The sequence below is a fragment of the Streptomyces sp. NPDC051104 genome, from assembly GCF_040682835.1.
Classification (GTDB): Bacteria; Actinomycetota; Actinomycetes; order Streptomycetales; family Streptomycetaceae; genus Streptomyces; species Streptomyces cynarae.
This window is the reverse complement of record NZ_JBFBBS010000007.1, coordinates 26,788-47,258: the sequence shown is the minus strand read 5'-3', so window position 1 is coordinate 47,258 and position 20,471 is coordinate 26,788. Positions and strand designations below refer to the sequence as shown.

Annotated in this window: 6 protein-coding genes and 2 pseudogenes; 4 read left to right on the top strand and 4 right to left on the bottom strand. The window is 70.1% G+C overall.

What is annotated here, in order from left to right; translation table 11 throughout:
- Positions 1-61: 61 nt before the first annotated feature.
- The 3 genes from AB0N14_RS12870 to AB0N14_RS12860 all read left to right on the top strand — a co-directional run bounded on the left by AB0N14_RS12870 (position 62) and on the right by AB0N14_RS12860 (position 3,146).
- Positions 62-337 carry a DUF6510 family protein gene (locus tag AB0N14_RS12870; protein WP_366025697.1) on the top strand — a complete coding sequence of 92 codons (276 nt, stop codon included), beginning with the start codon at positions 62-64 and terminating at the stop codon, positions 335-337.
- A gap of 176 nt (positions 338-513) precedes the next feature.
- Entirely contained in the window at positions 514-1,437 is a 924-nt protein-coding gene (locus AB0N14_RS12865; protein WP_366025696.1) for an NADP-dependent oxidoreductase, read from the top strand.
- 368 nt (positions 1,438-1,805) lie between these two features.
- On the top strand, positions 1,806-3,146 hold the full coding sequence (locus tag AB0N14_RS12860; RefSeq protein ID WP_366025695.1) for a nucleotide sugar dehydrogenase: 1,341 nt from the start codon (positions 1,806-1,808) through the stop codon (positions 3,144-3,146).
- A 13-nt stretch (positions 3,147-3,159) separates the two neighbouring features.
- Here AB0N14_RS12860 and AB0N14_RS12855 read toward each other — a convergent pair.
- From AB0N14_RS12855 to AB0N14_RS12840, 4 genes and pseudogenes are all read right to left on the bottom strand, one after another.
- Positions 3,160-4,076 (bottom strand): annotated as a pseudogene (locus tag AB0N14_RS12855) (sigma-70 family RNA polymerase sigma factor).
- 119 nt (positions 4,077-4,195) lie between these two features.
- Positions 4,196-4,442, bottom strand: a pseudogene (locus AB0N14_RS12850) (cupin domain-containing protein); the annotation flags it as partial.
- Between the two features lie 358 nt (positions 4,443-4,800).
- Positions 4,801-8,178 (bottom strand): sialidase family protein, encoded by a 3,378-nt coding sequence (locus AB0N14_RS12845; RefSeq protein ID WP_366025694.1) that lies wholly within the window; start codon positions 8,176-8,178, stop codon positions 4,801-4,803.
- 181 nt (positions 8,179-8,359) lie between these two features.
- Positions 8,360-10,327 carry a tachylectin-related carbohydrate-binding protein gene (locus AB0N14_RS12840; RefSeq protein WP_366025693.1) on the bottom strand — a complete coding sequence of 656 codons (1,968 nt, stop codon included), beginning with the start codon at positions 10,325-10,327 and terminating at the stop codon, positions 8,360-8,362.
- Positions 10,328-10,795: 468 nt separating this feature from the next.
- Here AB0N14_RS12840 and AB0N14_RS12835 point away from each other — a divergent pair, with 468 nt between their 5' ends.
- Positions 10,796-20,458, top strand: coding sequence for a polymorphic toxin-type HINT domain-containing protein (locus AB0N14_RS12835; RefSeq protein ID WP_366025692.1), 9,663 nt, complete (start codon positions 10,796-10,798; stop codon positions 20,456-20,458).
- Positions 20,459-20,471: the final 13 nt, after the last annotated feature.

Here is a 20,471-nt window from a genome sequence, read left to right as displayed (position 1 = left end):
GTCACGATCCGCACCGAGCGCTTCGGATGACCCACCGACCCCGACCGCACGGGAGGACCTCATGGCAGACGCCACCACCCACCTCGACGGCAACTGCCTCGCCGGCCCGCTCTCGGAGATCCTCTCGGTGGAGCCCACCACGGCCTGGTGGCGGTGCCCGGATTGCGCGCGGTCGGGTCCGCTCGCCGAACTCCACGTCTACGGCCCCGAACCGGGCCTGACCGTCCGCTGCCCCGGCTGCGCGTACATCGCCCTCCGCCTGGTCAGAGAGGGCGAACACATCTGGCTCACGATGGGCGGGGGCACCGGTGCGTTCCGCTTCTCCACGAGTGCGTAGCCGCCCCGCTCTTCCCCCGAGCCGGCCCCGAGGGCCCGCCAGGGAGCGCCCGTGGGGTGCGACCAGGCGCAGTACGTGGGGGCCAAGCGAGTGAACGGTGTCGCTGGTGAAGCCTGTTCGTGGAGATGCCGCAGAAACCGCGGATGAGGTACCCCTCGACACCTATTGTGTCCGTTATGCATGCAATTACCGTCAACCGTTACGGTGGCCCGGAGACCCTGGAACTGGCCGAGACCGACGACCCCAAGGTCGGACCCGACTCGGTGCTCGTACGAGTGAAGGCCGCCGGGGTCAATCCGGTGGACTGGAAGATCGTCGCCGGTTATCTCGACCCGATCATGTACGTCCACTTTCCCCTCGTGCCCGGATGGGACGTGGCGGGCGTCGTCGAGGCGGTCGGCCTGGACGTCCCGGAGTTCTCGGTCGGCGACGAGGTCTTCGGGTACGTCCGCAAGGACGAAGTGCAGCACGGCACCTATGCCGAGCTCGTCGCCGCGCCCGTCCGCACCCTCGCCCGCAAGCCCACGTCGCTGAGCTGGCAGCAGGCAGCCGGCGTCCCGCTGGCCGGGCTCACCGCCTGGCAGTCACTGGCCCGGGTGGGGGTCGCCGAGGGCGACACGGTCCTGGTCCACGCGGCGGCCGGCGGCGTCGGGTCCTTCGCCGTGCAGATCGCGGTGGCCAAGGGAGCCCGGGTGATCGGCACCGCCGGCGAACACAACCACGACTTCCTGCGCTCCCTGGGTGCGGAACCCGTCACCTACGGCGACGGTTTGGCCGACCGGGTACGACAACTGGCGCCGGAGGGCATCGACGCGGCAGTGGACTACGTCGGCGGTGACGCGGTCGCCGTCTCCGAGGAACTGCTGAAGGACCGCTCGCGCCTCGCGTCGATCGTCGACCCGGCGGTCACCGAGCACGGCGGACACCACGTGTGGGTCCGGCCCGACAGTGCGGACCTCGCGAAGCTCGGTCGACTCGCCGACGCCGGCAAGCTCGATGTCCATGTCGAGCACACCCTGCCGCTGGCCGAGGCCGCCGAGGCGTTCCGTCTCAGCATGAGCGGCCGGACCCGCGGCAAGATCGTGCTCGAGGTCGGCTGATCAACGGTCCGGGGCATGGCCCGCGGCAGCACACGGGGACCGTCCCGCGGCTGCCGCGGCGGCTGTGCCACACGACCTCCACCGGGCTCACAGCAGGGCCTTCCACGGATGGGCGTCTCGGCCCCGTCCGGGCACGGAAGGACGGCGTACCGAGCCTGTTCCCGACGGGGGATGCGGCGGTTCGCCGCCCTCGCCGTGACGCCGCACACTGGTTCATAGCCCGCTGAGGACCCGGCCGACCGGTTCGAGGCGGGGGCGCTGACGCAGGCGACCGGAGACCGGTTCGGGCCGTGTGGGCCGTACGCAGACCGCTGTCACGCACCTGCTGCACGGGAACGGCGGGTGCGACGCACCCAGCGGAGGATTCCATGCACGTGGCTGTGATGGGGCAGGGCTATGTCGGAGTGACCGGTGCGGTGGAGCTGACCTTGCAGGGCCACCATGTCACCGGCGTCGAGCAGAACCCGGCCCGGCTCTGCGACCTGCGGGGAGGACATGTCCCCTTCAGCGAGCCGGGGTTGCAGCAGGCGATGTCGGCGGCCCTCGCCACCGGGCGGCTGTCGTTCACCGGCGCAGTCGGGCCACCCCACCGACACCAGCCCTTCGACGTCGTCCTCATCGCCGTGGGGACACCGCCCGACGGGCACGGATGGGTGGATCTCTCGCAGGTCCGCACCGCCCTGGACGCCGTCCTCCGGCTACGGCCCGCCCCGAGTGTGGTGGCGGTGAGGTCCACCATCCCGCCGGGCACCAGCAACAGCCTCGCGGCCGCCCACCCCGGGCTGCGGGAGCGCTACGTGCACAATCCGGAGTTCCTCAGCCAAGGCAGCGCGCTGCGGGACTCGGCCTGCCCCGCCCGGATCGTCGTCGGCCTGTGGTCGCACGATCTCCTTCCGGCGCTCCGCGACCTCTACGCGGGCCCGGCCTGCGAGTGGGTCGTGACCAGCCCCACCGGCGCGGAGATCATCAAGTACGCCGCCAACGCCTTCCTGGCCACCAAGATCAGTTTCGCGAACGAGATCGCCCGCCTGTGCTGTCTGCCGGACGTCAACGTCGACCACGTCATGCGCGGCATCGGCGCCGACCCGCGCATCGGGCACGCCCTGCTGCAGCCCGGCCTGGGGTTCGGCGACCACTGCCTGCCCAAGGACACCGCCGCCCTGGCCCGTTGGGCGGCCACCGTGGGCGTGCCCACTCCGCTGCTGGACGCCACCATCGCCGTCAACCGGGACCAGCCCCAGCTCGTCGTCCGGACGCTCCAGAGCGCACTGGACGGACAGCTGCCCGACGCGGTCGTCGCGGTGCTGGGGCTCCGATACCAGCCCTGGAGCGACGACCTGCGCGCGGCCCCCAGCCGCAGCATCGTCCCCGCCCTGCTCGACCAGGCGGCCGAGGTCCGCGTCTGGGACCCGGCCACCGGCAAGGACGACATCGCCGCGCTGTTCCCCGGCACCCGCCCCGCGGACTGCCTGAGCACCGCCGTCCGGGGAGCCCACGCGGCCGTCATCCTGACCGAGTGGCCGGACATCGTGGAAGCGGACTGGCGGATCCTGAGCGGCCTGCTCACCGAACCCCGTCTGATCGTGGACGGCAAGAACTGCCTACCGCCCCGGCAACTGCTGAGCCTGCCCGCCCGCTACCACTCGATCGGCTCCCGCCCACCCACCACCGGGCCCACACCCCAGCCGGCAGTGAACGACCTGACCTGAGACCGTCCCGCCGCTACGGCTCCTGGAGGACGGGCCGATGTGTCGACCGCGCGTACGCCCGAAGCTTCGCCGGCGTCATCACCCAGTAGACCCCGTCGATCCCGTCCCGCCCCACGGTCACACTCAAGTACGCGACGGTGACGCCGTCTTGGGTGATCAGCACGCTGGAGAGACCGTTGGCCTCGACCACACGGTACCGGCCGCCGGGTATCAACTTCCTGAAAACGGCGTTGACCCTGGCCACGCGCTCCGCGCCCACGACCTCCAGCCGTGCCACTCCACGCATGCCGTTCCCGTCCGCGTAGGCGACGACGTCGGCCGACAGAAGGCTCTCGAGCGCGGAGACGTCCCCCGACTGCGCGGCGGTGACGAAGGCCTCCAGCAGACGCCGGTGCTCTGCCGTGTCCACGGAACCACGGCGTTCGGCGGACAGACGCTTGCGAGCCCGGCTGACGATCTGCCGTGCATTGGCCTGGCTCAGCTGCAGCATGTCCGCGATCTGCCGGTACGGATAGTCGAACGCCTCCCGCAGCACGTAGGCCGCCCGCTCCACGGATTCAGTTTCTCCAGGACGAGCAGCACGGCCAGCTCCACCGCCTCACCGCGCTCCGCACCGACCTGTGGATCCACGCTGGTGTCCACGGGCTCGGGCAGCCACGGCCCCACATAAGCCTCGTGGCGGATCCGTGCCGACTGAGCCACGTTGATGGCCAGACGTGTCGTCACTTTCGCCAGGAACGCCGCTGGATCCACGACGACGTTCCGATCGGTGCCCTGCCACCGCACCCAGACGTCCTGGACGACGTCCTCGGCCTCGGTCACGCTTCCCAGGATGCGATAGGCGATGCCGAACGAACGCGGGCGCAGCCGCTCGAAAGCGTTCGCCGCCTGGTCGAGCGAGCCGTCGGTGGGCGGCTGCCGCATGTCCATGGTGCCGATGCCTCCGCGCTTCGACAGGGGGTGTCACAGATCCGGCCGTTGTCCTGTCTAACAGGATGTCGGCCTGTCACACCGCATCCGCCACCGCGACACTGTTCGCCGGTGCCCCCGACGGCGTTGCCGTCCTGGTGGTGGATGACGTCGCCGCCGGGCTCCCAGAAGGTTTCACCTGCCCGAACGACGCGTTCGGGTTCGCCTTCGATCTCGAAGCGCATCTCCCCTTCGAGCCCCGTACCCGAAAGCCGGGCCGGGGTGGCGGTGGGGAGGGGCGCCGGGGTCGCCGGGAGGGAACGCGACGAGAAGGGTCATGACCTCGGGACCTTCAGGGATGTTCGGTGGATTCGCCGTCTGCAGCACGGTGAAGGCGGTCTTCCACGCTTCAGAGCGCGGCTGCTGGTTCGTACGGTTGGGCGACTCGCTCGACGACACGCCTCGTCTCCTCTCGCGAGGTGGATGCCGGCCCTGTGGGCCCGGTTCTTGGGAGTGTGCGATCCCGTTCGCGGCCATGACACGGAATCGCTGTCACAGAGACCGGACAGCCCTCAGATCTGTGACACCTGGCAGGTGCCCGCCGTTCGGTGTGGGGGCAGTCCAGCCGTAACACACCACAGGGTGAGGCCGTCGGACCCTTGTCCACGTCCTCGGCGGAGCGGCGTCGCTCGCTCGACCGGCAGCAGCGGTTGCGCATGCCCTGAGAAGGTCCGGCGGATCCGGCTCACATCCGGGCGTACGGCTGGGGCGACAGCGTCTCGAACCGGAGCCGGACGGTGGTGGCCGTCCCGGTGTCCGCGTTGGACGTGCGCAGGGCGGTCAGTTCATCCGCCGTCAGCGCGCGCCGCACCAGGCGGAACTCGTCCAGGGAACCCTTGAACCGGTCGTAGCCGTCCGGCCTGGCCCCCAGATGGAGACCGAGCACGGCGAAGCCGTCGTCGTACGTCACCGAGCCGACCGGAGCCGTGGCCTCGCCGGGCGCTCCACCGTCCACCGACAGGCTCAGCTTTCCGCCCGTTCGCTGGAGCACCACATGGTGCCAGGCGCCGTCGCCGAAGGCGTAGGCCGCGCTGCCGTCGGTGGTGTAGACGGTGGTGGTGGCCGTGTCCGTCTGCAGCATGGCGGCGAGCCGGTCCTGGCCCGGTTGGGCCCGCAGCCACAGCTGCCGTTCGGTGCTGCCGATGCCGTACGCCCAGAAGACGACCTGGTTGGCGCTCGTCTGGCTCGCGGAGTAGCGCATCCAGGTCGCCACGGTGAAGTCACGGGAGCCGAGGGCCTCGTCCGCGCCGTACGGCAGCTCGACGGAGTCGTCCGTGCCGTCCAGGGCGAGCCCGGCGCCGAACCTGCCGCCGCCCGCCGAGGTCGTGGGCCGGGCTCCGCCCCGTACGAAGGCGTGGTTGCAGTGCACCGACGAGTCCGGGGTCGCCGCGCCCGCGGCCGGTCTGACCACCGCATGGGCCTCGGTGTGGCCGTTCTCCATGGACCACGACAGAGCGGGCCTGTCGGCCGGGTAGCCGCCCGCGGAACCGACGGCGGACTGCGCGATCCTCGTCAGCTCGTCCGTCGTGAGCGCCCGCTTGTAGAGCCGGGCCTCGTCCAGGGAGCCGGTGAACACATCGAGGTTGCCCGGCTTGGAGCCGACCCGCAGCCCATCCGGTGTCGCCGTGGAGGTGAGCGCGCCGGACAGTCCGGTCGTCTCGGAAGCCGTGGTTCCGTCCACGCTCAGCCGCAGGGTGCCGCCGCTCCGGCTGACCGCGAGCAGGTGCCAGGCGCCGTCCCCGAAGGCGGCCGACGGGCCGGGGTCGGTCAGCGCCACCTGCATCGCACCCGCGGGCGTCTCGGCCCACGCGAGCAGCCGCCTCTGGGACGGCTGCGCGCGCACCCACAGCGAGGGCTGGCCGGAGACCGAGCCGTAGGCCCACAGCAGCGCGGCGTTCGCATCGGTCTCGGTCAGGTTGTGCCGGAACCACAGGGTGTAGGTGAAGTCGCCGGAGCCGACGTCGAGGGCCGGCAGATAGGGGACCTCGACGCCGGGCCGGGACGCCGAGACGGAGATCGCGCCCTTGCCGACCCGGCCGGCCACCTCACCGGGCACCCCGCCGAGAAGGGTGCCGTCGGCGCAGTGCCCCGAGACGTCGTCCTCGATCGCGACCGAGGTCAGCGCGGGCACATCGGCCGTGTCGACCACCTGGAACGGCAGCCGCACACCGAGCGAACCGTCCACGGAAGGGGCCGCGTTCGCCGTACGCAACTCGGCGAGCTGGGCATCCGTCAGCGCGCTGCGGTACACACGGAACTCGTCCAGGGCGCCGCTGAAGGCGTCACCGGCCGCGGTGTCGGGCTTGGCCCCGAGCCGGATCCCGTCGACACCGTCGACGCGGTCGGCGCTGACCGACCCGGCGACCCCGGTGGCCTGCGCCGAGGACGTGCCGTCCACCGAGAGCGTGATCCGTCCGCCACTGCGCACCAGCGTCAGATGGTGCCAGGCGTCGTCGCCGAAGGCGGTCGACGGGCCGGGGTCGGTCAGTGTGACGGAGGCGGTGCCGCCGGTGCCCTGCACCCAGGCGTACAGCCGGTTCTGGCCGGGCTGGGCGCGCACCCACACCTGCGGTTTCGTCGCGCCGTACCCGTAGGCCCACAGCAGTACCCGTTGCTGGGTCTCACCGGACTGCGCCGTGTACTTGAAGAACAGCGAGTAGGTGAAGTCACCGTCGCCCGGGTCGATTCCCGGCGTGTACGGCACGTCGGCGTACTCACCGGTGGCGTCGAGGGTCAGCCCCTGGCCCCAGCGGCCGCCGCCGAGCGCCGAACCCCCGGCGAGGTAGGCGTCGTTGGCGTCCGGCGTGCTGTCCGGGGTGGTGCGGTCCGCGGCCCGGGAGGCCTGCGGGTGCACCGCGCCGGTGAAGGTACCCGGCACGCCGGCCGCCGCCGGCGTGAAGCGGTTGAAGTAGATGGCGGCCGCGGAGAACCCGTCGCCGCCCTCGTAGACCAGGCCGATCTCACCGTCGGTCAGCTCGACCAGGTCCGAGTACCCGGCCCGCTTGGCGTTGATCTGCGCGGCGTCGTGCCAGGTGGTGCCGCGGTCCGTGGAGTAGCGGATCCGCATGTTCTGGCGGTCCGTCGGGTGCGAGGGCGCCGAGAGGACGAGCGTGTCGCCGGGCGTGGCCCGGTACGTCTGCTCCAGCGCCAGGACCGACGCCTGCACCTCGGGCGTGGTCAGCGAGGGCACGACCTGCTGCGCGGGCACGGTCGCGCCGGAGTCCGTGCTGACGGCGTGCGTACGGTGTCCGGACGAGGAGCCGTTGTTGTTGCGGGCGCTGATGTAGACGTTCCCGTTGTCGAGTTCGGCGACGGTGGGCTCGCCCGGCGCCATCCCGGGCCCGGCGGAGTCGGCCGTGGCGCTCGCGAACCACTCGTCGCCGTTGTCGCTGTAGAGCACACCCACGAGCTGAGGGTCCTGACCGGGCTGTGGCGGGGACTCGTACGCCCCCACCACCAGCCGGCCCGCCTTGTCGCCGCGCTTGAGCTGGATGCCGTGCGAGGGGCCGGTGCCGAACCAGCCGTCCTGCGGGTTCGCCAGCCGCGGCAGCGGTTTCGGTGCGCCGAAGGTCAGCCCGTCGTCCGTGCTGCGCTGGACTCGCGGCAGCCGTTTGCCGCCCGGCTCGGCCGGTTCCGACGTGGAGAGCAGATGGACGTCGCCGGTGCGCAGGTCCGCGACGGGTGAGGGGTTGCCGCGCGTGTAGGGCGTCTCCGGGTCGGTGTCGCTGCCGGCGAGTGCCACTCGGACGGGGCCCCAGGTGCGGCCGCCGTTGGTGGAGCGGCGGACGACGATGTCGATGGCACCCCGGTCGGCGCAGGAGGGCGAGCGGCGGGCCTCCGCGAAGGCGAGCAGTGTGCCCGCCTTCGTACGGACGATCGTGGGGATGCGGAAACAGCCGTATCCGGCGGTTCCGGAGCGGAACAGGATCTGTTCGGTTCCGATGAGGCCGTCGGCCGAGGGCTGGGTACCGCCGGCGGCGGCGCGTGGAGCGACGGCTCCCAGGAGGATCAGGGGCAGGGTGACGAGGGCGGCGCCGAGGGCGCGCAAGCGTAGCCGGGACACGGTGGTGCAGACCTTTCTGGTGCGGTGCGGCCCCGCGGGCGAGGACCTGGCCGTAGGCAGACCGCCGCCCGGCCTGCCCCGTCCCCGTGCCGACAGGACGGAAGGAAGCGGGGCGGAGCGGGCGGCGGTGGAGGCGGTGCGTGACGGCCGTCGGGCCGCCACGGCCTCCTCCAGGGTGTGATCACTTGGTCGGCGGGGCGGGCAGCTTGCTCCCCTGGAAGTCCGGCGCGTCGGCCGTGGCGCGCATCGCGCTGAGCGAAGAGGTCTGCTGGACCTGGTAGATGCGGGTCTGGTTGTCGGCGGTACGGAAGGTGTAGGCCCAGGTCGGACCAGTGGGGTTGGTGTAGGTGAAGGCGGTCGGCTCGGTGGCCGATGCTTCGAAGCTCACCTGCTGCCAGGCGCGCCAGGCACCGCTGCCCTGTGCGGTCTCGCCGGTGTTGTGGACGTAGCCGTCGGCGCCGCGGACGACGACCTCGGTGAGGCCGGTCAGCGGGGAGATCACCGCGCTGGGGGAGCCCTGCGCGGTGATGCCGGCGACGGTCTCCCAGGCTCCGTAGGCCCCGCCCTCGGCGGACTGGCCGGTGGTGACCACGTTGCCGCTCGCGTCCGTGGCGAAGACACGCATGCGGTAGCCGGGGTAGACGATGACGGACGGCGTGCCGGCGATGGCCTGGGTGCCCATGCCGGTCCACGCCGAGAGCGTGCCTCCCTCCTTGAAGAGGGCGGTGGAGAGGGTGCCGTCGGCCTTCCTGCCGAAGAGCTGGATGCCGTCGCGCACGGTGACGGCGGTGAGGGGGCCGGTGAAGCCGCTGCCGGAGAGCGGCATCCAGCCCATGAAGTCGACGTTGGCGCGCTGCTGGATGCGGTACCAGGGCTTGCCGTCCGCGTCGAGGGCGAACTGGGTCATCAGACCGGTGGGGGTCTTGCCGGTGACGGCGTGCTGCTGCATGGCGCCGGCCAGATCGATCCAGTTGCCCCAGTCGGCGCTGCTCACGGCGGTCTGGTTGCGTTGCCAGATGCTGCCGGAGGTGTTGTGGGCGGTGACGACGACCCGGCCGTCGGTGTGCGCGGAGAGCGAGGGCCGGCCGGTGAAGGCCTCCTGGCCGGAGATCACCGTCCACTGGGCTCCGTTGATGTCGGCCGGGTCGGTGCGGCCGTGGACCAGGCGGCCGATGTTGTCGGTGTAGGCGAGCTGCAGCTTGCCGTCGGACGCCTGCATGACGGAATTGGGGGTGTACGACTCCAGCGGCACGGGCGTCGCCGCGGGCGTGTGGTTGACGTTGAGCTTGCAGATGTCGGGCGCCGCCGAAACCGAGACGTAGCCCGCCCAGCCGGACGCCTCGACCTGCTTGTTGTAGACGGGCCAGTCGCGGATGTCCTCGTCGAAGCGGTAGTACGCGACCGCGCCGCCGCCCTTGACGCGGAACAGCGTGTCACCGCCGTACGACGGCATGAACTTGGTGTCGCTCCAGTCGGCGGCGGACTCCAGCACATGGCGTTCGATCCAGCGCTGGCTGGTGTAGTCGTAGCGCGAGCGGTAGAGCTTGCCGTCGGTCGCGTCACGGCCGTAGATGACGCCGCGGTCGCCCGCGTAGATCGCGTCGTAGTTCCAGCCCATGTCGACGATCTTGCCGCTGCCCTCGACGAACTCGTTGGCGGTCGCGTCGTAGCGGTACCAGCGCAGGTCGTTGGTGGCGCCGGAGAGCGTCCATATGTAGCCGCCGCGGTCGATGGTGATGTCGTCGATCCGGTCGGCGGCCCTGAACTGGGCGAAGCTGGAGCTGATCTTCCGGTGGTGGACGTCCCAGGTGCTGCTGGAGCTGATCCGGTGACTGTAGTACAGCCCGTCCGACTTGATGCCGTAGAAGGTCGCGCCGGGGCCGGCGAGCATATGGCCGTAGCCGGTCCAGGTGGTGTCGATGGTGCTGCCGGCGGGCAGGGCGTTGCCGACCGCCGGGTCCGGCATGTCGGTTCTGCTGAGCTTGCCGGCCGAGTCAAGGGTGTATGTGGCCCCGCCGGAGCCGCAGCTCAGCGATACGGCAGCCGCTGCGGGAGCGGAGGGCAGTGCGCCGGTGAGCGGAAGGGCGGTCGCCAGGGCCGTGGCAAGGGCAGTGGCGGAGATGAGTGCGCGAGGTGAAATCCGGTTCATGACATGGACGTTAAGCGTCTGACGGTGAACGCTGCCGTTTCAGCCAGGTGAATAAAGATCTTCGATAAGAATCCCGAAGGTAAACGGATGGACTCAACAGGCGGTTTTGAGCCGCTGATTGACGGAATATCAATTCGATGACCGACCTGGGGGTGATTCGGCGTCTCCTGAGGCGTCAGGTAAATGTCGCGTGAACTGCGGCCATCTCCCGGCTGAATGGCACCCCAGGTGGACCCCGTGTCGTCTCCCCGGCGGAACTCCGTGCCTGAACCGGCGCCCATGAGTGGGAGCCCTGGGAAAATCGCGCGTCGCCTCAGAAGGTAATGATCACGTAATGATCACGCCAAGGTGAATGGTCTTGTCATCCAGTCGACATGGTCATGGTGATCCGACAGGCTTCCCCTGTTCGTTCGTTCGTTCTGTGGGGGGACCGTGCCGGCGTACCGGACACTCGCGCGCTCGTTAGTCATGCCGAGACTTCTGCGTTCACGCTGGGGCAAGGCCGTCGCGCTCGCCGTGGCAACGGTCATCGCCGTCGGCTCGCTCGCCGTCGCAGGCGTCGGGATCCACCTCTTCCCCGAGAAGCCGGCGGCCGCCGAGGGCCCCGGCCAGCGCTGGGGCAGTGCCGAGGGGCTGAGTCACTTCGCGGGTGGTACGCGGAACAACGGCGCGCCGCGGTCCCTGCGGGCCAAGTACCCGCTGAAGAGCCCGCCCGCCGCACGGCCCGCGGTGCGGAAGAACGCGGTCGAGGTCACCACCCCGGCCCCGGCGAAGGTCGAGGGCTTCGACCGCAGGACGAGCAAGGAGATCGTCTCGGAGCGCGACGCCCGCAGCCGTACGTACGCCAACGAGGACGGCACCCGCACCAGCGAGATCTCCACCGACCCCATCAACTACCAGGACGACCGAGGAAACTGGCGGCCCATCAACGCCTCGCTCGTCGAGGACGGCGGCGGCTGGGCCAACGCCGCCGACTCCGTGGCCCTGCGCTTCGCCGACCGGGCCGACGCCGGCGAGCTCGCCTCCGTCACCCTGCCGTCCGGCGAGTCCTTCGGGTACGGGCTGAGCGGCGCCGCCTCCGTGGCGGGCAGCGCGGACGGTGCCCGCGTCAGCTACGAGCAGGTGCTCCCCGGGACCGACCTCTGGCTGGACTCGCAGGCCGGCGGGGTCAAGGAGACCCTCGTCCTGAAGTCCGCCACCGCCCCGAACAGCTTCGTCTTCCCGCTCCACCTCAAGGGCCTCACCGCCCAAGCTGACGGCGGATCGATTCTGCTGACCGACGCCAAGGGCCGCACCCGCGCCGTCATCCCGGCCGGCTTCATGGAGGACGCCGCCCACGCCGTCTCGCACGCCGTGTCGTACGAACTCGTCGAGCGGGACGGCGGCCAGGCGCTGAAGATGACGTTCGACCGGGACTGGCTCGCCGACCCGGCCCGTGACTACCCCGTCCGCATCGACCCCTCCGTCGACACCACGTCCGCCTCCACCTCCATGACGGTCCGCAGCGGCGGTTCCGTCGTCGGCTCCAGCGAACTGCAGGTCGGCAAGGGCCCGGACGGCGCCTCCGCCGCCTACCTCGGCTTCCCGGGCCTCGACGAGGAGCTCAGGTACCACCAGATCTTCGGCGTCCAGCTGCAGGTCGTGAACTTCGACTCGGCCTCCTGCAAGCCGCGTTCCGTCTCCGTCCACCCGGTGACCCAGTCGTGGACCGCCGGCACCGGCACCGCCTACCCCGGCCCCTCGGTCGGCGGCGCCCTCGCGTCGAAGTCCTTCGCCTACGGCTACATAGGCTTCGGCCAGTCGAAGTCCGCCTGCCCCACCGCCGGTGAGCTGTTCGACCTCGGCAAGGGAGGCCGCGACCTGGTGCAGCGCTGGGTCAACGGCACCCAGGCCAACTACGGCCTGTCCCTGCGGGCCTCGGCGACCGACTCGCTCGCGTTCAAGAAGTTCACCGGCCATGCCACGGCCAACCCGCCCAAGCTGTACGTCACGCACTCCCCGTACAACGCGTCCTACAGCTTCCCCAAGCCCGTCCCCGACCCGCCGGTGCTGCAGAACCAGGCCGGGCAGGTCAAGGTCGCCGTCACCAACAAGGGCGCCGAGACCTGGACGCCGTCCACCTACTACCTCGCCTACCGCGCCTACGACAAGAAGGGCAAGCTGGTCACGCAGCAGCGTGCGGGCAGCCTCACCGGCAACGTGGCCCACGGTGCCAGGGCGACGGTCGACGCCACCATCAAGGCGCTCCCGCCGGGCGTCTACATGCTCGACTTCACGATGGTGCGCCAGGGCGGCAAGGTCTTCACGGACGAACAGGTGCCGCCGGGCCGCTTGACCATCCAGGTCTTCGACATCGCGCCGGTGGTCAAGGAGCAGTTCCCGCCCAACGGCTACCAGGCCCAGACGCTGACCCCGCAGCTGTGGGCGGCCGGCGTCGACATCGACGCGCCCCCCGGCTCCTCGCTGCAGTACAAGTTCGAGATCTGCGAGGCGGACAAGGACGGCAAGCCGACCGCCTGCACGACCTCCTCCTACCAGACGAGCTCGGCGTACCCGGTGCCCTCCGGCCGACTGAAGTGGGGCAAGACCTATCTGTGGCGCGGCTTCGTCAAGGACGCGTCCAACGAGGTGCCCACCCAGCAGGTGGCGCTGGTCGCCGCCGTTCCGCAGCCCGAGATCACCTCGCGGCTCTCCGGCGCACAGGGCAAGGAGTTCGACCCCAACGTCGGCAACTTCACCTCCAGCGCGACCGACGCGTCCCTCGCCGGCGTCGGTCCCGACCTGACGCTCATCCGTACGTACAACAGCCTCGACCCGCGGCGTGACCTGGCCTTCGGCGCCGGCTGGACGACCCGCTTCGACATGCGGCTCACGCCGGACGACGACGGCAGCGGCAACGTCGTCATCCGCTACCCCGACGGCCAGGACGTCCGCTTCGGCAGGAACGCGGACGGGACGTACGCCCCGCCGCCCGGCCGCTTCGCCAAGCTGACCTTCGACTCCACGGCCAACACCTACAAGCTGCAGGACAAGTCCGGTACGACGTACGACTTCAGCACGTCCGGTCTGCTCGCCAAGATCACCGACGCGTACTCCAACTCGGTCACCTACACCTACAGCGCCGGCAAACTCGCGACCGCCACGAACGACCGCACCTCCCGCTCGCTGACCTTCACCTGGACCGGCGCGCACGTCACCAGGGTCCAGACGACCTCCGTCGACGGCGCCCCGCTGGCCTGGACGTACAGCTACACCGGCGATCTGCTGGACAAGGTCTGCGACCCGCTGAACGGCTGCACCCAGTACAACTACGGCACCGGCAGCCACTACGCCACCACCGTGCTCGACTCCCGCCCCGAGTCCTACTGGCGCCTGGGCGAGGAGGAGGGCACCGCGGCCGACAGCGCCAACGAGGCCAACCTCGGCAAGGACCGCGGCACTTATCAGAACGTCACCCTGAAGGCCGCCGGCGCGATCACCGGTGACCCAGGCACCGCCGCGTCCTTCAACGGCACCACTTCACGCGTCGACCTGCCCGCCGGCACGCTGAAGAAGAGCCGTGACGAAGCGGTGGAGGTGTGGTTCAAGACGATCGCGGGTGGCGTCGGCGGCCCGCTCGTCGGATACCAGGACAAGGCCTGGGGCACCACGCCCGGCACCGGTGTCCCGATGCTGTACGTCGGCACCGACGGAAAGCTCCGCGGCCAGTTCTGGACCGGCACGGCCGGGCCGATCACCGACATCACCAAGAACGTCAACGACGGCCAGTGGCACCACGCGGTGCTGTCGATGTCCGGCTCCACCCAGAGCCTCTATCTGGACGGCAAGCTCTCCGGGACCATCACGGGCAAGCAGCCGCTGCAGACCAACCTCACCTACAACCAGATCGGCGCCGCCCACGCCACCACCCCCGCCTCCTGGCCGGGCTGGGGCTCCACCGCCGCCAAGTCCTTCGCGGGCACCGTCGACGACGTCGCCGTCTACCACCACCCGCTGGGCACGGCGGCCGTCACCGCCCACTACCGCGAGGGCGGCCGCACTGCCGACGTCCTGACCAAGACGACGCTGCCCAGCGGCCGCATCGCCTCCGAGGTCCAGTACGACACCCCCCGCGACCGCGTCCAGGAGTACACCGACCGCAACGGCGGCACCTGGAAGGTCGGCACGCCCGCGGTCTTCGGCAACGACAAGGACCTGCGCCGCACCGTCGAGGTGCGCGACCCGATGGACGCCCCGTACTTCTACGAGTACGACGGGCTGTCGTCGCGGCTGCTGCGCTACGGCGAGCCGATGGCGCTCGGCGCCCGGGAGTCCGTCACCGAGGCCCCGTCCCCGTCGCCGACCGACCCCGGCCAGATCTGCACCCAGCCCGACCCGGGCGATCCGGCCTTCTGCACCAATCCGCCCGGTCACGGCGGCGACGGGCCGGACTTCATCCGCTACCCGGTCGACGGTGTCGCCATCCGCTCCTTCGAGTACGACGACAACGGCTTCCAGACGGGGATCACCAGCGAGAACGGTGAGAAGGTCACCCTCGGCTACGACGACCGCGGCAACGTGACCAGCCGGACGACCTGCCGTTCGCCGGGGGACTGCCAGACCTCCTACACCACCTATCCGACGCCCGCCGGCGACTTCGACCTGCGTGCCGACCAGCCGTCCGAGACCCGCGACGGCCGTTCCGCGGGCCCCGCCGACAACCGCTACCTCACCAAGTACACGTACAACACCAGCGGTGCGCTGCTCACCCAGACGGCGCCCGACGGCGGTACAGCCAGGAACACGTACACGACCGGCGCCGAGCCGGCCATCGGCGGCGGGAACACGCCCACCGGCCTGCCGCTCACCACAGCCGACCCGCGCGGCAAGATCACCCGCTACCAGTACTACAAGAACGGCGACCTGGCCTGGGTGACCGATCCGTCCGGCAGCGTCACCAAGTACACGTACGACGCACTGGGCCGCAAGCTCACCGAGACCGTCGTCACCGACGCCCAGCCGGCCGGCACGACGTCGACGTTCACCTACGACAAGCTCTCCCGGGTCCACACCCTCACCGACCCGGCGGCGACCAACGCCGTCACCTCCGGCAAGCACCAGCAGCGGACCACCACGGACTACGACGCCGACGGCAACGTGGTGCGCACCGAGATCAGCGACCTGCTGGGCGGCGACGCCGCGCGGGTGATGACCTTCGGTCTCGACGACCACGGCCGCCCTGAGCTGGTCACCGACGCCGAGGGCAACGAGACCTCGTACACCTACGACGTCTTCGGCAACAAGACGTCGATGGTCGACGCAGGCGGCAACCACTTCGACTACGTCTACACCGCGCGCAACATGCTGGCCGAGACCCGGCTGCGCGACTGGGACGACGACGGCGGCGACGACAGCTACACCGTCCTGCAGTCGTACGCCTACGACATGGGCGGCCGGCTGGCCCGGCACACGGACTCGATGGGCCGCTCGCTGTTGTACCAGTACTTCGGCGACGACCTGGTCAAGTCGATCACGCTCAAGGACTTCCACAACCCCGACGGCACCAAGCGCGACATCGTCGTGGAGTCCGACACCTACGACGGTGCCGGCAACGTCCTGACCGAGACGACCGCCAACGGCACGCTCGTCACCGAGTACACCTACGACCCGGTCGGCCGGGTGAAGTCCGAGGTCGTGGACCCGGGCGGACTCGCGCGGCGCACGACGTACACCTACGACCTCGCCGGCAACGTGCTGACGACCGCCTCCGGCGGTTCCCCCTCCAACGTCCCCTGGCCGGTGAGCGTCAGCGGCGACTCCGTCCGCTACGAGTACGACGACGCGGGCAACGTCCTCCACGAGACGGTCGAGAACGGCACCGACTCGCGAACCACCGACTACACCTACGACGACCGGGGGCTCACCACCTCCAAGACGGACCCGGCGGGCAACAAGACCGAGTACGGCTACGACGAGCTGGGCCGGGCGGTCTCCGTCACCGCGCCCGCCGTCCGGACCGAGTCCGGGGGCAGCACGCCCGCCACCTCCCGGCCGACCACCTTCACCGGTTACGACACCTTCGGTGCGGTCACGGAGTCGGTCGACGCGCTCGGGAACGTCAACCGCACCGCCTACGACCGGCTGGGCCGCGCGACCACCGAGACGGCGCCCTCCTACACCGCGCCGGGCTCCACCGGGACCGTCGCCCCGACCGTCACCAACACCTACGACCCGCTCGGCAACCTCACCGCGAGCACCGATCCGCTCGGCCGCGTGACCAGGTTCCAGTACGACCGCCAGAACCGGCTCACCGTGAAGGACGTGCCCGTCGGCACGGGCGACGAGCGGGGCCAGTGGAAGTACACGTACACCCGTACCGGCGAGGTGCTGTCCGTCACGGACCCGAACGGTGCCCGCGCCGAGACGACCTACGACGACCTGGACCGCCCGGTCACCACCACCCAGATCGAGCGCAAGCCGCAGCCCGGCGCCTTCACCACCCGCAACGAGTACGACGACGCGGGCAACGTGGTGAAGCAGACCTCGCCGAGCGGCGCCGTCAGCCAGTTCACGTACGACAGCCTCAGCCAGCTGACCAGACTGCAGGAGCCGAGCGGCGTCATCACCCAGCTCGGCTACGACGCCGCGGGTCGCGAGGTGCGCCGCACGGACGGCATGGGCCGCACCTCGGCGAAGATCTACGACCAGCTCGGCCAGCTCGTCCAGGACCAGGACCTGGACCCGGCCAACAGCCAGCTGCGCAAGGTCGGTTACACCTACGACAAGGCGGGCAACCTGGTCACGTCGACCAACCCGCTGAACCGTACGACGACCTACACGTACGACGCGCTCAACCGGATGACCAGCCAGACCGAGCCGGTCTCGGACACCAAGTCCATCACCACATCCTTCGGCTACGACGCGCTCGGCAACCGCACCCGCTACACGGACGGCCGCGGCAACTCGACGATCTACACGGTCAATTCGCTCGGCCTCGCCGAGTCGGTGATCGAGCCGGCGACCGACCGCGACCCGTCCCCGGCAGCCCGTACCTGGACGACCGCATACGACGCCGACGGCGAGCCCATGAAGCTCACCGCGCCGGGCAACGTGGTCCGCGAGCGCGAGTACGACAAGGCGGGGCAACTGGTCCGCGAGACCGGCACGGGCGCCGACGTGACGACCCCCGAGAAGCGGTTCCAGTACGACCCGGCGGGCCGGCTGGTCGAGGCCTCCTCACCGAAGGGCGACGACACCTACGAGTACAACGACCGGGGCGCACTGCTGAAGGCGACCGGCCCGTCCGGCGACGCGACGTACACCTACGACAGCGACGGCCTGCTCACCAGCCGCACGGACGCGGCCGGCACGGCGAGTTTCAGCTACGCCAAGCAGCAGATGACCTCGGCGACCGACCCGCTCACCGGTGTGCGGCAGAGCTACACCTACGACGGCGCGGGCGCGGTCAAGAAGGTCGACTACGGCGCGGGCCAGTCCCGCAGCTTCACCTACGACGACCTGGGCCGCCTCGACACCGACACGCTGAAGAACAGCACCGGCCGGACGATGGCGTCGACCGACTACGGATACGACACCGACGACCGGCTGACGTCCAAGACCACGGTCGGCACCGCCAAGGCCGGGACCAGCACCTACGGCTACGACGACGCCGGCCGGCTCACCTCCTGGACGGCCGACGGCACGACGACGGCGTACGGCTGGGACGACAGCGGCAACCGCGTGAAGAACGGCAGCAAGACCGCCACCTTCGACGAGCGCAACCGGCTGCTGTCCGACGGTGACTACACCTACGACTACACCTCACGCGGCACGCTCGCGTCGCGCACCAGTTCCGGTCTGGAGGAGGACTTCACCTTCGACGCCTTCGACCGGCTGGTGAAGGCGGGCGAGTCCGGAACGGAGTACACGTACGACTCGCTGGACCGAATAGCGGCCCGCAACGGCGTGGACTTCTCCTACGCCGGCTTCGCACCCGACCCGGTCAAGGACCAGAGCTCCACGTACGGCCGCGGCGCGGCGGACGAGCTGCTGTCGATCGCCGAGAACGGCGGTGCGGCCCGGCTGACGCTGGAGGACAAGCACGGCGACGTCGTCGGCAGCATGTCCGCGGCGAACGGCGCGGCCACCGCCCTGGACGAGTCCACGGCCTTCGACCCGTTCGGCCAGGTGCTCGGCACGGCCGACGTGGACGGCAACGTGGGCTACCAGGGCGACTGGACCGACCCGGACACCCACCAGGTCGACATGCAGTCCCGCTGGTACGACCCGGGGACCGGCACCTTCGACTCCCAGGACTCGTACATCTACAGCTCCGGCGCCTCGATCCTGGCCAACCGCTACACCTACGGCGCCGGCGCCCCGCTGGACTACACCGACCCCGACGGCCACTGGCCGAGTTGTGGCTGGTGCAAGAAGGCCGTGAGCTGGACGGGCAAGAAGCTCCGCCAGGGCGCGCACTGGGTCTCCAAGACCGCCCAGTCCGTCTGGCACGGCGTGCAGTGGGCGTGGAACAACCCGGGGGCAGCGTTCAAGCTGGCGCTGAGCTACGTCGGCAAGGCCGCCGGCTGGGTCTACCGGAAGTCGGGTCTGAAGACGGTCGTCGACGCCACCGTCAACGCCGTCAAGTGGGTCGGCCAGAAGACAGGCATCACCGAGTGGGCCCGTGAGAAGGCGAGACAGGCCGCCAGGGCGGCCTACCAGGCCAAGGTCTACATCACGAAGAAGGCCAGGCAGGCGGCCTCCTTCGCGGCCCAGCACAACCCGATCCCGGCGATCCTCGCGGCCACCAAGCCGCTGATCGCCGTCGGCAAGGCGATCGTCACGGCCGACCCGAACCTTCCGGCGATCGTCGTCGGCGCGGCCGTCCAGGTGGTCGCCGATGCCGCCAAGGCCGCGGACGCCATCCGCGACGAGGTCGTCAAGCAGGTCGGCAGCGTCGTGGAGACCGTCTCGGACGCGGTCGACTGGGGTGAGGTCTGGGACGGCGTCAAGACGGTCGGCAACATCGTCGGCGACGTCACCGGCTTCAACGACATCAAGAACTGCGTCACCACGGGCGACATGGAGTCCTGCGCCTGGGCGGCGGCGACCGTGGGCGGCATCGTCCTCGGCGGCGCCGGCGCGGCGGCGGTCCGGGCGGCGAAGGCCGGACGGATGGCGGCGAAGGCGGCGAAGTACGCGGACGAGATCGCCAAGGCGGCGGAGAAGGGCAAGAAGGTCCTCGAAGAGGCCGAGTCGGCGGCGGAATGCGTCTCGACCGCCAGGGACGTGGCGTCTCTCGCCAGCGGCAACAGCTTCGTACCCGGTACGGAAGTCGTGATGGCCGACGGCAGCCGCAAACCGATCGAGAAGGTCAAGGAGGGCGACGAGGTCCTCGCCACCGATCCGACGACCGGCAAGACCTCCAAGGAGAAGGTCACCGACACGATCGAGGGCAAGGGCCTCAAGAAACTGGTCGAGCTCACGGTCGACACAGACGGTGACAAGGGCCACGCGACGGACACCATCACGGCGACCGAGGGTCACCCCTTCTGGGTCCCGGACCTGAAGAAGTGGCTGAAGGCCGGCGAACTCAAGCCAGGCCAATGGCTCCAGACCGGTAACGGCACCTGGGTTCAGGTCGACGCGGTGCGGGCTTGGACACAGCAGGCCGCGGTCTACAACCTCACCGTCGACACCGCCCACACCTATTACGTGGCGCTCGGCTCACAGAGCACCCTGGTTCACAACTGTGGCCCCTCGGGCCCCTCCGCGGATCTCCTCGGATACGCGGACTTCCTGCGCCCGCATTCGAAGAAGGGCGGGGTGATCTATGCGGCGAAGTACACGTCTCCTTCAGGCAGGAGTTACTTCGGCTACAACGGGCATGGCCTGCAGGCGAAGGCTGGAGGGCTCCTCGACCGGATGGTCCGTCAGAAGGGCAAGCGTGGCCACGATCAGTGTGCGGAGACCATGTGCATGATTCTTGCTGAGCAGGCAGAAGGCGACTCCGCCCTGATCAACGGCACGATGGAGGTAGTGAAGGTTCGGGGACTGAACTCCGGGGGCACCGCTCACGGCACCCCTGCGACGCCCTGCCGTCACACATGCCAGCCACGTCTCGACTGGGTCGGCATCGATCACGACAAGTAGCCGAGGAGGAGTA